15 protein-coding genes are annotated in these 12,853 nt (G+C 69.8%); 7 read left to right on the top strand and 8 right to left on the bottom strand.

The genetic code is table 11. The features are described 5' to 3' along the window. Positions 1-2 precede the first annotated feature (2 nt). Both AB0E85_RS04385 and AB0E85_RS04380 read right to left on the bottom strand, forming a co-directional pair. Positions 3-455, bottom strand: coding sequence for a GNAT family N-acetyltransferase (locus tag AB0E85_RS04385; protein WP_361922246.1), 453 nt, complete (start codon positions 453-455; stop codon positions 3-5). A 157-nt stretch (positions 456-612) separates the two neighbouring features. After that, the gene (locus AB0E85_RS04380; protein ID WP_107456502.1) at positions 613-1,077 is read right to left on the bottom strand and encodes a MarR family transcriptional regulator; all 465 of its coding nucleotides are present in this window, start codon (positions 1,075-1,077) and stop codon (positions 613-615) included. A 142-nt stretch (positions 1,078-1,219) separates the two neighbouring features. Here AB0E85_RS04380 and AB0E85_RS04375 point away from each other — a divergent pair, with 142 nt between their 5' ends. Both AB0E85_RS04375 and AB0E85_RS04370 read left to right on the top strand, forming a co-directional pair. Continuing rightward, complete coding sequence (locus tag AB0E85_RS04375; protein ID WP_361922244.1) at positions 1,220-2,428, top strand: MFS transporter; 1,209 nt, start codon at positions 1,220-1,222, stop codon at positions 2,426-2,428. A gap of 67 nt (positions 2,429-2,495) precedes the next feature. Continuing rightward, positions 2,496-2,918 carry a heme-binding protein gene (locus tag AB0E85_RS04370; RefSeq protein ID WP_361922242.1) on the top strand — a complete coding sequence of 141 codons (423 nt, stop codon included), beginning with the start codon at positions 2,496-2,498 and terminating at the stop codon, positions 2,916-2,918. A 70-nt stretch (positions 2,919-2,988) separates the two neighbouring features. Here AB0E85_RS04370 and AB0E85_RS04365 read toward each other — a convergent pair whose 3' ends face one another. After that, on the bottom strand, positions 2,989-3,852 hold the full coding sequence (locus AB0E85_RS04365; RefSeq protein ID WP_361922240.1) for a GNAT family N-acetyltransferase: 864 nt from the start codon (positions 3,850-3,852) through the stop codon (positions 2,989-2,991). 567 nt (positions 3,853-4,419) lie between these two features. Between AB0E85_RS04365 and AB0E85_RS04360 the strand changes: the two genes are divergently transcribed. Continuing rightward, a complete protein-coding gene (locus AB0E85_RS04360; protein ID WP_361922238.1) occupies positions 4,420-6,057 on the top strand; it encodes a globin domain-containing protein in 1,638 nt (545 codons plus the stop codon). A 9-nt stretch (positions 6,058-6,066) separates the two neighbouring features. Here the strand turns inward: AB0E85_RS04360 and AB0E85_RS04355 are convergent, their stop codons facing one another. The 5 genes from AB0E85_RS04355 to AB0E85_RS04335 all read right to left on the bottom strand — a co-directional run bounded on the left by AB0E85_RS04355 (position 6,067) and on the right by AB0E85_RS04335 (position 10,032). Continuing rightward, a complete protein-coding gene (locus AB0E85_RS04355; RefSeq protein ID WP_030849972.1) occupies positions 6,067-6,549 on the bottom strand; it encodes an NUDIX hydrolase in 483 nt (160 codons plus the stop codon). A 178-nt stretch (positions 6,550-6,727) separates the two neighbouring features. Further along, complete coding sequence (locus AB0E85_RS04350) at positions 6,728-7,633, bottom strand: LysR family transcriptional regulator (protein ID WP_361922236.1); 906 nt, start codon at positions 7,631-7,633, stop codon at positions 6,728-6,730. Positions 7,634-7,828: 195 nt separating this feature from the next. Beyond that, positions 7,829-9,160, bottom strand: coding sequence for a cystathionine gamma-lyase (locus tag AB0E85_RS04345; protein ID WP_361922234.1), 1,332 nt, complete (start codon positions 9,158-9,160; stop codon positions 7,829-7,831). Beyond that, positions 9,157-9,648: a low molecular weight protein-tyrosine-phosphatase gene (locus tag AB0E85_RS04340; RefSeq protein WP_361922232.1), complete on the bottom strand. Its 492-nt coding sequence runs from the start codon at positions 9,646-9,648 to the stop codon at positions 9,157-9,159. The genes AB0E85_RS04345 and AB0E85_RS04340 overlap by 4 nt, the downstream gene beginning before the upstream one ends. A gap of 6 nt (positions 9,649-9,654) precedes the next feature. Next, positions 9,655-10,032, bottom strand: a complete 378-nt coding sequence (locus AB0E85_RS04335; protein WP_033309868.1) for a phage holin family protein — start codon at positions 10,030-10,032, stop codon at positions 9,655-9,657. Between the two features lie 60 nt (positions 10,033-10,092). Here AB0E85_RS04335 and AB0E85_RS04330 point away from each other — a divergent pair, with 60 nt between their 5' ends. The 4 genes from AB0E85_RS04330 (at position 10,093) to AB0E85_RS04315 (ending at position 12,375) form a co-directional block, all read left to right on the top strand. After that, positions 10,093-10,410, top strand: coding sequence for a cupin domain-containing protein (locus AB0E85_RS04330; protein WP_361922229.1), 318 nt, complete (start codon positions 10,093-10,095; stop codon positions 10,408-10,410). A gap of 165 nt (positions 10,411-10,575) precedes the next feature. After that, entirely contained in the window at positions 10,576-10,788 is a 213-nt protein-coding gene (locus AB0E85_RS04325) for a DUF5326 family protein (protein ID WP_361922227.1), read from the top strand. Positions 10,789-11,107: 319 nt separating this feature from the next. Beyond that, positions 11,108-11,842, top strand: coding sequence for an IclR family transcriptional regulator C-terminal domain-containing protein (locus AB0E85_RS04320; protein WP_361922392.1), 735 nt, complete (start codon positions 11,108-11,110; stop codon positions 11,840-11,842). 98 nt (positions 11,843-11,940) lie between these two features. Next, positions 11,941-12,375, top strand: coding sequence for an SsgA family sporulation/cell division regulator (locus AB0E85_RS04315; RefSeq protein ID WP_030849994.1), 435 nt, complete (start codon positions 11,941-11,943; stop codon positions 12,373-12,375). Positions 12,376-12,853: the final 478 nt, after the last annotated feature.

Here is a 12,853-nt window from a genome sequence, read left to right as displayed (position 1 = left end):
GGTCACAGCGAAAGCTTGAAGCCTGTGTGGGAGGCCGTGAACCCGAGCCGCTCGTAGAAGCGGTGGGCGTCGGCGCGCGTCCTGTCGGAGGTCAGTTGGACCAACTGGCATCCCAACTCCCGGGATGTGTCGATCGCCCACTCGATGAGCTGTGTTCCCAGGCCGCTGCCGCGCTCGTCCGCGTGGATGCGCACTCCTTCGATGATCGACCTGGTGGCACCGCGTCGGGAGAGCCCGGGAATGATCGTGAGCTGGAGCGTGCCGACGACCCGGTCCTGCCGTACGGCTACGACCACACGCTGGTTCGGGTCGGCGCTGAGCCGCTCCAGGGCGGCCAGGTACGGGCCGAGGTCGTCCGGTGACTCGCGCTGGGCGCCCAGCGGGTCGTCCGCGAGCATGGCGACGATCGCCGGGACGTCGTCGGAGGTGGCGGAACGTATCTCAAGATCTCCCATGAGCGCACCCTATGCAGAGCCGCCCCGTGCGGAGATGCCCCAGGCGCCATCCGGTCCCCCGCGCAGACTCGCTCTACGAGGCAGCCGCCGACGCGCCCGCTCTCCGGCGCTGATCAGCACCGCCGATTTCCTGCGGCCTGATCCGAACGACAGGCACCTAGGCGGGCACCGGGGCCTTCAGGGTCTCCACGACCCGGACCAGCGGGGCCAGTTCGGGGTTCTTCGCGGCTTCGTCGAGGGCTTCGCGCAGGGCGGCGTCATTGGTCGGCCGCGCCGCTTCCAACAGTTCGAGGCCCGCTTCGGTGACGTTCGTGTAGATGCCCCGGCGATCCGTGGGGCACAGATAGCGCTCCAGGAGCCCGCGGTCTTCCAGCCGCGTGACCAGGCGTGTGGTGGCGCTCTGGCTGAGGACGACCGCGTCGGCGACCTGCTTCATCTGCAGATGTCCGCCGTCCCCGTCGTGCTGTCGGCTGAGCACGTCCAGCAGGGAGTACTCGCGCGCGCTGAGGTCGTGCCCGGCCTGCAGGGCGCGCTCGATGTGGGCCTCGATCCTCCCGTGGAGCAGGGAAAGGGCGCACCAGCTCTGGGCGAGAGCGGTGAGCGCGGGGTCCGTCGCTGTCATTGGCGTTTCCTCCGTCCCGGAGCGGCTGTCACCCAGGATAGAGCAGGTCCGCAATTGACGGCGGTTGCATATAGCCCGCGCGTGCAACTATTGTGAACGCACGCAAAGCGCTCCTGCAATCGTCTGGGAAGGTAACCCCTCCATGCCTCTCGCGCTTCTGGCCCTCGCGATCGGGGCCTTCGGGATCGGAACGACGGAATTCGTGATCATGGGCTTGCTGCCCGAGGTCGCGGGCGATTACGGGGTGTCCATCCCCACAGCCGGCTACCTGGTGACCGGGTACGCGCTCGGCGTCATGTTCGGCGCCCCGCTGATGACCGTGCTCGGCACCAAGGTCTCCCGCAAGTGGATGCTGATGCTGCTCATGGGCCTGTTCATCGTCGGAAACCTGCTCTCCGCTCTGGCCCCGGCCTTCTCCGTCATGCTGATCGGACGGATCGTCGCCTCGCTGGCTCACGGCGCCTTCTTCGGCATCGGTTCGGTCGTCGCGGCCGACCTCGTCGCCCCCGACAAGAAGGCCGGAGCCATCGCGATGATGTTCACCGGCCTGACCGTCGCCAACGTGGTCGGCGTCCCGCTGGGCACGCTCGTCGGGCAGTCCGTCGGCTGGCGGGTGACCTTCGGCATCGTTGCCGCCCTCGGCGTCGTCGGCCTGGCCGGCATCGCCCGGCTCGTCCCCGACATGCCCAAGGCGGAGGGCGTGCGCCTGCGCCACGAGCTGGCTGCCTTCAAGAACGTTCAGGTGTTGCTCGCAATGGCCATGACCGTCCTCGGCTTCGGCGGTGTCTTCGCGGCCATCACCTACATCGCGCCGATGATGACCCACATCGCAGGATTCGCCGACGGCTCCGTCACCTGGCTGCTCGTCCTCTTCGGCCTCGGCATGGTCGGCGGCAACCTCGTCGGCGGCAGGTTCGCCGACCGTGCCCTGATGCCCATGCTGTACGTCTCCCTGGGCGCCCTGGCCGTCGTTCTGGCGCTGTTCACCGTCACCGCCCACGACAAGCTGCTGTCGGCCCTCACCATCGCGCTGATCGGCGCCCTGGGTTTCGCCACCGTGCCGCCGCTCCAGAAGCGGGTCCTGGACCAGGCCCACGGTGCCCCGACCCTGGCCTCCGCCGTGAACATCGGCGCCTTCAACCTCGGCAACGCGTTGTCCGCCTGGCTCGGCGGCCTCGTGATCGCGGCTGGCCTCGGCTACACCGCCCCCAACTGGGTCGGTGCCGCTCTGGCAGCCGGAGCCCTGGTCCTGGCTCTTGTCTCGGCCGCCCTGGAGCGCCGTGCCGGCGAGCCCAGCACCGTCGTCACGGGCGGCGCACCGGCCGAGCAGCGGCCGGCCGTCCACCACTGAGCAGCCGGACCACCCCGGCCCACCCCATCACCCAGCACCACCAGCACGCCGCCCAGGAGAAACACTCATGAACACCACCACCGCTGTCGCCCCGCTGACCACGCAGGACGCCGATGCGCTCGTCGCAGCGGCCCAGCGCGCCGCCGAGGCCGCAGGCGTCACCATCAGCGTCACCGTTCTGGACGCGGGCGGCCATCTGCTCGCCTTCCGGCGGGACGACCGTGCCGTGCTGATCTCCGGCGAGACCAGCACACGTAAGGCCTACACGGCTCTCCAGCTGAACGCGCCCACCGCCGACCTGGTCGACGAGGTGCAGCCCGGTGGCCTCTTCCACACCCTGCCGACCGCGCTCGACCGGCCGCTGCTGTTCATCGCCGGCGGGGTTCCGGTGCATCGCGACGGCCGTCTGATCGGCGCGATCGGCATCGGCGGCGGCGCCCCGCAGCAGGACCACGGGTTCGCCACGGCCGCCTTGGAGACCCTCGCCTGACCAGCCGTCTTCAGCACGACGATGGGGGCTCCCCGGAACCGGGGAGCCCCCATCGTCGTATCAAGGCTCTTCAGCCCGCCGCGACCGTGACCGGCGCGAACCGCCGGCTCCAGTCTCCGGGCAACTCGGTGATCCCGTACGCCATCACCGAGTTGAAGGCGAGGGATTCCAGGCCGCGCTCCTTCACCCACGCGAGAAGCTCTTCGTGACGCACATCGATGTCCGTGCGCAGCGGACGGTCGGTGCGAGCAGCAAGAGAGGCGATCAGGGCCTGCGCCACCGCCGTATCGCGTGCGATGAGCGGCCCCACGACGTGAGTGTCCATGTTCGGCCAGGCACCCGCGTACCCGATGATCCGCCCGCCCTCCTCGGCCACGCGCAACTGGTCGGCGAAGGCGGGGAGTCGGGTGACGATGTGAGTGCGGTCGGTCCCGAACACCTGCTCGTCGAGGTGGAGGATCGCGGTCAGGTCCTCGGCGGTGGCGGCGCGCGTGGCGACTCTCGGCACGGGCCCACCGGGAGTGAAGTGCCCGCGGACCATCTCGGCCCGCCCGATGACCTTGAAGCCGAGTTCCTCGTAGAGGGGCCGGCCGTAGGGCGTGGCGTGCAGGGTGAGGGGCGTGGCTCCCATCGCCGAGATGACGTGGCGCATCAGCCGGCGTCCCACGCCTTGCCGGGCATGCCGTCCGGCGACCAGGACCATGCCGATCGCGGCGAGGGTGGGGTCCTGCGGTCCGTACTCGGTGACGACGCATGCGCTGACCAAGCCGCCGTCGGGGTCGTCGATGCCGTAACCCTTCCCGGCCGTGAGGAGGAAGCCCCACTTGTGCTCCTCACGGGGCCACGCCCGGTCCTCGGACAAGTCGGCGCATGCGGCTTGATCGCGGAGCGTCAGACGACGGATGGGCAGGGAGGCAAGGGAAGGAGTCGGCACGCAGGTCAGGCTGTCCGACGCGGGCCCCTGGCGTCCACCTCTTTCAGCGGAGACATACGAGCTTTTGGCCAGTTGTCGCCGCCCGTACACGGCGTGGGCCGGTGCTGGATGTTTCACGTGAAACACGTAAGAACATCGCGTGTCCGATCAGCGCTGGGAACGGTGCTTCACCGCACCGTAGTTGACCGACTTGATGGTTCGCGAAGTGACCGCATTCGTGGCGGAGGAAGGGGGGACTTGTGTGCACGGCGGTGGCCGGTAGGGTCGACTCCGGTTCGCATCCGGGACGGGACGCCCCTGTGAGGGCCGAGTGCGGGGCAGTGCAGCCTAACGGGACGGGGAGATCGAAGACCCGCGTTTCCGGTTATGCGATGGAAGCGTCCAGGCGAGTGGGAAGCTCGATGAGAGTTACTGCGGCCAATGTCACACTCTCGCCTTACTTGTCCGTACGGGGCCGGAATACGGGTTGAATGTGGCCGCATTGGCCGCGACAAGGATGGGAACGCAGACCGTCCACGGGGGAAAGCAGGCACCTTCCGACTGGGAAGTGCGCAGACCGACCGAAAGATGCTCGAGGCGAGGCACACCATGGACGCTCCGACCACCACGTCGGCCGACAACGGCACTTCTGGCGGCGGGGGCGGCTGGTTCACACCCCGCAAGGACCCGACGACGGTGCCGGACACCGACGCCCTGCCGCCCGACAGGGCGGCAGACGGGCGCCGACCGGCCGCGATACGCCCGGTGGGCAGGCCCGGACCCGCCCGGCAAGCGCCGGCAGACGGCCCATCCGCGCCGCCCGGCCCGGCACCCGGCAGTGTGGGCACCGGTGGGCCGGAGCAAGGGCATGAGACCCCGGATGCCATGCCGACACCCGCGCCTCCCACCACGCAGCACGCTCCTTCCCCCGCTGTATCCAGCCTCTTCGGCGCCACATCGTCCGGCCCCGCACCGACCGCGCTGACCCCGACGCCCTTCGCCTCCACACCGGCTCCGCCTACAACTGCCGCTGCCGAGCAACCTGTCTCCGCCCAGCGGCACGCTCCGGTGTCGTCCCCGGAAGCGGCCGACACCGCACCGGCCGGAGAGGGCTCCCCGGACGCACTGCTCATCCGCCGGGCCATGACCGAGGTGGCGCCGGTCGCCGACAAGGTCACGTCGTACTTCTATGCCCTGCTCTTCGTCCGCCACCCCGACCTGCGGTCGCTGTTCCCGGCCGCGATGGACACCCAGCGGGACCGGCTGCTCAGAGCGCTGCTCACGGCGGCCGAGCACATCGACAACAAGGAAGTCCTCGTCGACTACTTGCAGAATCTCGGCCGGGGGCACCGGAAGTACGGGACGCGGGCCGAGCACTACCCGGCCGTCGGCGAGTGCCTCATCGGTGCGCTGAGCAAGTACGCCGCCGGGGTCTGGAACCCGGAGATGGAGGCGGCCTGGGTCAGGGCCTACACCACGATCTCCCAGGTCATGATCGACGCGGCGGCCGCAGACGAACTGCGCGCTCCGGCCTGGTGGTACGCCGAGATCGTCACGCACGACCTGAGAACCCCGGACGTCGCGGTCGTCACCGTCCGGCCCGACCAGCCGTACCCCTTCCTCGCGGGGCAGTACACGAGCGTGGAGACGCCCTGGTGGCCCCGGATCTGGCGGCACTACTCCTTCGCCTCGGCACCTCGCTCCGACGGTCTTCTGTCGTTCCACGTGAAGGCCGTTCCGGCGGGCTGGGTCTCCAATGCCCTGGTGCACCGCGCCCGCCCCGGCGACATCATCCGGCTCGGCCCGCCCGCCGGTTCCATGACCGTGGACCACACCACCGACAGCGGTCTGCTCTGCCTGGGCGGCGGTACGGGCATAGCGCCCATCAAGGCCCTGGTCGAGGATGTCGCCGAGCACGGGGACCGCCGGGCGGTCGAGGTCTTCTACGGCGCCCGCACGGACATCGACCTGTACGACATCGACACCATGCTCCGCCTCCAGCAGAGCCACCCCTGGCTCTCGGTCCGGGCGATCATCGACCAACAGGCGAACCAGCAGTTGCCGGACGCGATACGTGCCTATGGGCCGTGGAACGAGTTCGACGCCTATCTCTCGGGGCCGCCCGGAATGATCCGCAGCAGTATGAACGCCCTGAGGGACATCGGCATCCCGTCGGAGCGCATACGGCACGACTCCGTCGAGGAGCTGGTGGGGACCGGAAGCTGACCGGCTGCCTCAGCCCAGGTCGGGCGCGTGCATGGCGAGTACGCCCTCGATGTTGCCGTCCAGGTAGTGGCGCAGCGACAGCGGCACGAGATGCACCGAGGCGATGCCGACACGGGTGAAGGGCACGCGCACGATCTCGTACTCGCCGACCGGCTCGTCCACCTCGGGGCCATGGCGCAGGGAGGGGTCCATGGACTCCAGGCGGCAGACGAAGAAGTGCTGCACCTTCACACCGGTCGCGCCGCCGTCCTCCCCGATGTGCTCCATGGTGTCCACGAAACAGGGCACCACATCGGTGATCTTGGCGCCGAGCTCCTCGTACACCTCGCGGTGCAGGGCGTCGACGACGGTCGAGTCGCCGGGCTCGACCCCGCCACCGGGCGTGAGCCAGTAGGGATCCACACCCGGCTTGGTGCGCTTGATCAAGATCAGGTCGGCACCGTCCAGCAGAACGGCGCGGGCGGTGCGCTTGACCACGGGTCGGACGGTCATGAGTGAAATGTGGCCCGGCTGGTTCCACGTGAAACATCGCGAAACGTCACCGGTCGAGCTCCTGGAGTGAGGCCCGGTCCCGAGCGCACCGATACCTGCGCCGAGGCGCCCCCCGTGCCCCCGCCGTGGGCGCAGCCGAAACCCACGTCACGCAGCTCCAAGGCCGGCCGGAAGGGCCTCAGCACCAGTCGGCCGAAGCCCGCTGCAACCACTCGTGGGCCCGAGCGATGTGGGGCATGGCCAGCGTCCCGGTACGGACCACCAGAAAGTACGTCCGCAACGGCGGAACCGGCGGCTCGTGCAGGGCGACGATCTCACCCCGCTCCAGCGCCGGCGCACACAGATAGCGGGGCAGCACCGCCAAGCCGGCGCCGGCGGCCGCGCAGGCCAGGACCGCGCGCAGGTCGGGGACGATCACGGTGCCCGGGGCGGCCGGGTGCGAGTCGAAGACGGAGGCCCAGTAGCGGGAGACGAAGGGCAGCGACTCGTGCACCTCCACCACAGGCACCTTATCGAGGGCCGGTTCCGGCTTGCGGTCCGGTTGCCCGGTGCCGATCTCCTCGGCCCAGCGCGGGGTGGCGACCAGGACGTGCTCTTCGTCGCAGAGCGCAGTCGCCGTGAGCAGGGCGCCCCGCGGCTGGGCGGTGCTGATGGCCAGATCGTGATGCCCGGCGGAAAGCCCTTCCAGAGTCTCCTCGGCCGTCCCGAAGGAAGCGCGCAAGGCGAAGCCCTGCCCGTCCTCACCGGTCAGCTCCGTGAGGGCGGGCAGGGCTCGTTCGGCGGTGAACTCCGGAGGACCTGCGAGGTGCAGCGTCCGTAAGGAGGAGTCGTCGTCGAGGCCGGTCTCGGTGATCTCCACCAGGGCGTCGAGATGGGGCGCGGCCTTGTGGGCGAGTTCGTCGCCGATGCTCGTCGGGGTCACGCCACGGGCCTGCCGGAGGAACAAGGGGCGGCCCAGCTGCCGTTCCAGCGTGCGTATCTGCGAGGTGACGGCGGGCTGGGAGAGACCGAGCAGGGCGGCGGCGCGGGTGAAGGAGCCGGCCCGGTGCACGGTCACGAAGGTCCGCAGCAAGGCCAGATCCACCGCTCACTCCCCTCTCCGGCCCCCGCTCCCCGCCCACGGCCGTGCTCAACTATAAATAAGTCGATAGGTCTCTGTCGCTACCGTGATTGGACACTGACAGAGAGTCAACTAGCCTTGGTCGCGCGGTTCTTGCGCGCGGAACCGGGGGACGGTCCGAGCCACGAGGGGGGAGGCTCGGACCGTCCGTGGGGATGGTCAGTCAGCCGACGCGTCCAGCGCACGCAGCACGTCCGCCACCAGGTCCTCCGGGTCCTCGGCGCCGACCGACAGGCGGATGAAGCCCTCAGACACCGCGTCCCCGCCCCAGCGCCCCCGCCGTTCGGCCGTGGACCGCACCCCGCCGAAGCTCGTCGCGTCGTCCACGAGCCGCAGCGCGTCGAGAAAGCGGTCGGCACGCGCGCGCGTGGGCAGGGTGAAGGACACCACGCAGCCGAAGCGCCGCATCTGCCGCGCGGCGATCTTGTGCGACGGGTCGTCAGGGAGGCCCGGGTAGCGCAGCCCCGTCACCTCGGGGCGCTCGCGCAGTGCCTCGGCGACCGCCAGCGCCGTCGCGCTCTGCCGGTCGACCCGCATCTGGAGCGTCGCGATCGAACGGTGCGCCAGCCAGGCCTCCATGGGCCCCGGGATCGCACCGACGATCTTGCGCCAGCGGCGCACGGCGACCATGGCCTCGGCGTCCCGGCCGACGACATAGCCCAGGAGGACGTCGCCGTGGCCGGTGAGCTGCTTGGTGCCGCTGGCCACCGAGAAGTCGGCACCGAGCTCCAGCGGACGCTGACCGAGCGGCGTCGCGAGCGTGTTGTCGACGGCCACCAGGGCACCACGCGCGCGTGCCGCCTCGGCGAGCCGCCCGATGTCGCACACGTCGAGCCCCGGGTTCGACGGCGTCTCGATCCACAGCAGCCTCGCGCCGTCGAGGACGTCGAGCTGGGCGTCGCCGCCCGTCGGCGCGGTGCGCACCTCGATGCCGTACGCCTCCAGCTGGGCACGGACCAGCGGCAGCGCCTGGTAGCCGTCGTCGGGCAGGACGCACACGTCGCCGGTGCGCAGCTGCGAGAAGAGCACCGCCGAGATCGCGGCCATGCCCGACGCGAAGACGAGCGTCTCGGCGTCGTCCCGGCCGGGTGCCTCCAACTCGCCGACAGCGCGCTCCAGCAGCGTCCACGTCGGGTTCTCGTCCCGGCCGTAGGTGTAGGGGCCGGTCGGGTCACCCGGCAGGTGGAAGTGGGCGGCGAACACCGGGCCGGGCAGGGTGGGCTCGTGCTTGACCGGCTCGGGCAGCCCGGCCCGCACCGCGCGCGTGCCGTCACCGGCCCCCGAGGCTGTCCGTCCCGCGGCGCCCGTCACCTCGTCGACGGCGCCGGTCGCCCTGTCCACGGCATCCGTCACCTCGTCCACGGCATCCGCCGCGCGGCCCGCAGCCCTGGTCACTCGGCCCGCACCGTCCGTCGTCTTCTCCGCGTCGGCCGCCGCCCGGGCCGGCTCGCCCGTCGCCCCGCCCGCGCCATCCGTCGCGGAATCGCTCATGCCACCCGTCCTTCCAGGTCCTTGCGTACGGCGGCGAGCAGAGAGGTGCTCGCCGCCTCCACCATCTCAAGGCACTCCTCGAAGCCGTCCACGCCCCCGTAGTAGGGGTCCGGTACGTCGAGGTCGTCGCCGGCGGCAGGATCGTACGAGCGGAGCAGCCGTACCTTCCGGGCGTCCTGCTCCGTCGGCGCGAGGCGGCGCAGCGCCCCGAGGTGGCCGGAGTCGAGGGCGATCACCAGGTCGAGGCGGGAGAACCAGGACGGCTGGAACTGCCGGGCCGTGTGCCCGCCGGCGTAGCCGTTGTCCTCCAGGACGGCCACGGTGCGCGGGTCGGCGCCGTCACCCTCGTGCCAGCCGCCCGTACCGGCGCTGTCGACCTCCACCAAACCGTCGAGACCGGCCTCCGCCACGCGTGCGCGGAAGACGACCTCGGCCATCGGGGACCGGCAGATGTTGCCCGTGCAGACGAAGCAGACGCGGTACGTCATGTCTGCTCAGTCTCCGTCGGGCAGGACGACGTGCAGCGCCCAGGAGACGACCGAGATGATCAGGCCGCCCAGGACGGCCGTCCAGAAGCCCTCCACGTGGAAGCTCAGGTCGAGCTTGTCCGCCAGCCATGAGGTGAGCAGCAGCATCAGCGCGTTGACGACCAGCGTGAACAGGCCGAGCGTCAGTATCAGAAGCGGCAGGCTGAGGAGCTTGACCAGCGGCTTGACCAGGAAGTTCACCAGGCCGAAGAGCAGCGCCACGATGATCAGGGTGCCGATCTTCTTGCCCGTGCTGTCACCGGTCAGGGTGATCTTGTCGAGCAGCCATACGGCGACCGCCAGGGCGCCCGCGTTGGCGATCGTCTTGACTACGAAATTCATCATGTGTCTGATCGTGGCAGACCTGATCGGACGCGGGCACAAGAGGCAGGGGCGGACAAGGCGATGAAGGCATTCCGGCTGGATGAACTGGAGGCGGAGCGCGCCGCCAACGACGGCGCCTACCTGCAGTTTCTGCGGGAGCAGAACATGTCGGTCGGTCTGTACGCCCTGGACGCGGGCGAACAGGATCCACAGAAGCCGCACAATCAGGACGAGGTCTACTTCATTGTGAGCGGCCGTGCCGCGATCACCGTCGGGCTGGAGACGACCCAGGTGGCGCGCGGAAGTGTGGTCTACGTGCCGGCGGGCGTCGCGCACAAGTTCCACCACATCACCGAGGACCTGAGGGTGATGGTGGTCTTCTCTCCGCCCGAGAGGTGACGGACGGCCTCAGGGTTCCCTAGGGGATCGGTCAGGGGAGGACAAGGGGTGCGAGGCCCCCGTTCGACCCCCTCCCGGACCTAGCATCGAGTGCAGGACATCAGAGATCCAGAAGGACCGACAGGGCCCGGCACTCGAACGGGTGGGAAGGTAAGGACGAGGGCGATGCGAGAGATCTTCACGGGACTGCCGTGGTGGGTGAAGTGGATCGCGGTGCCGGTCATCGCCTTGGTCGTGTTCGGCGGGCTGATCGCCAGTGTGGTCGGCTTCGTCATCGGACTGCTTTTCAAGGTGCTGGTCTTCGTGGCGCTGGTCGGTGGACTGATCTACGTCGTACGGAAGTTCACTTCGAGCGCCTCGTCGCGCAGCGACTGGTGAGACCGGTGGGAAACCGGTGGGGGTAGCGGGAAACACCTGGAATCACCCGTTCCCTCGGGCGAGGGAAGTTTCCCGTCCGGACCGTCTGCGTGCGGTGGCAGACGAATAGAGTCCGGAACTCGACGCGGGGACTTCCCCGCGAGCGGCATTCACCCCACCCGTGTTCCTCCGCACGGTCTGCCCCCTCGCGCTTCGGGAGAGACCCTTGGTCCCGGCTGACACCGCACCCGTCCAGCTCCACACCGTCCCCGCGCAACCGCGCTCGGCGGCACCGGCCGGGCCACCGCCCCCCTCCGCACCGCCGCCTCCGCCGACCCTCATCGGCTCCGTGCAGCGCGCGATGCGCCTGCTGGAGACCGTCGCCGTGCACGAGTACGGGGCTCCGGCCAAACAACTGGCCCGGGAGACCGGGTTGGCGCTGCCCACGACGTACCATCTGCTGCGCACCCTCGTGCACGAGGGCTATCTGCGCCGGGACAAGGGCCTGTTCTTCCTCGGTGAGGCGGCCGAGCGGCTGAGCAGCAGCGGGGCGCGGCAGAAACGTCGCAGCACGGTCGTCGACGCGCTCGCGCACTGGCGGGACGTCCTGGGTGTGCCGGTGTACTACGCGGTGTACCGCGAGGGCGAGATCGAGGTCATGTGCGTCTCCGACGCCCCGGGCACCCCGGCGGTCGAGGAGTGGGCGGACTTCCGTGAGACCGGGCACGCCCACGCGATCGGGCAGTGCCTGCTGTCCCAGCTGGACGAGGAAGCGCGCCGGGACCACCTAGACCGCTACCCGGTGCAGCCCCTCACGCCGTACACGGCGCGCGACAACCACAGTCTGCTCCGGCGTCTGGAGCGGATCCGGCGGATGGAACCCGTGACCGAGCGTCAGGAGTACGCCCTGGGTGCGGTGTGCGCCGCCATCCCGCTCACCCTCGGCACCACGGCCGCGACGGTGGCCATCTCACTGCCCGCACACCAGGCCGACCGGCTGCTCCCCGCAGCCCGTCAGTTGCAGACCGAGATCGGGCGGATGCTCGGCTCGCTCGCGCTCTCTATCAGTATGTGAAAACTCACTCCTTGTGATCTGCTGTGTACGTTCAGCAAGATTCCACCAAGTGTCAGAGGTTCGTTCCCGGCCAGTCACGGCGAATGACGGGGTTATCGATGCGCGAGTCCGTACAAGCAGAGGTCATGATGAGCTTTCTCGTCTCCGAGGAGCTCTCCTTCCGCATTCCGGTGGAGCTGCGCTATGAGTCCAGTGATCCCTATGCCGTCCGGCTGACTTTTCATTTGCCCGGCGATGCTCCGGTGACATGGGCTTTCGGGCGGGAGTTGCTGATCGACGGGGTCGGCCGGCCGTGCGGGGAGGGTGATGTGCGGGTCACTCCTGTAGACCCCGACGCGCTGGGCGAGGTGCTGATCCGGCTTCAGGTGGGCAGCGACCAGGCCTTGTTCCGGTCGTCGACGGCACCGCTCGTCGCTTTCCTGGACCGCACGGACAAGCTGGTGCCGCTGGGCCAAGAGGGCTCGCTCGCCGACTTCGACGCGCACCTCGACGAGGCCCTGGACCGCATCCTCGCCGAGCAGGGCGCTGGTTGAGACATGGGCCCGGCGGCACGGTGGAGTAACGCTTCACCGGATGCCGCCGAGCTGTGCAGGAACGCTTCTTCCTGCGATCTTCGTATGACCGGGCGATCTTCACGCGGTCTGGGTCGGTTGAGACGAGGCGGTCCGAGGCGGTCGAGACGAGACGCTCAAGGGCAACTGGCCGGATGCCGGGGCGGCACGTCGAGGACCGGGCGTTGAGTCGGCACGCCGGGGACCGGGCGGCCCGCGGAGGGCAAGGGCGCTGCACCGAGGGCCGGGGCGCCGGCCGGGAGTCCGTCCGCACCTGATGCCGGGGCGTCGGCCGGAAGTCGGCTCGCACCCGATGCCGGGGCGTCGGCCGAGAGCCAGCCCGCACCAGCCGATGGGGTCCAGGCCCGCACCAGCCGATGGGGTCCAGGCCCGCACCAGCCGATGGGGTCCAGGCCCGCACCAGCCGATGGGGTCCAGGCCCGCACCAGCCGATGGGGAC

The sequence above is a fragment of the Streptomyces sp. NPDC029044 genome (assembly GCF_040637495.1).
In the GTDB taxonomy this organism is placed as follows: domain Bacteria; phylum Actinomycetota; class Actinomycetes; order Streptomycetales; family Streptomycetaceae; genus Streptomyces.
This window is presented reverse-complemented; position numbering and strand designations above follow the sequence as displayed.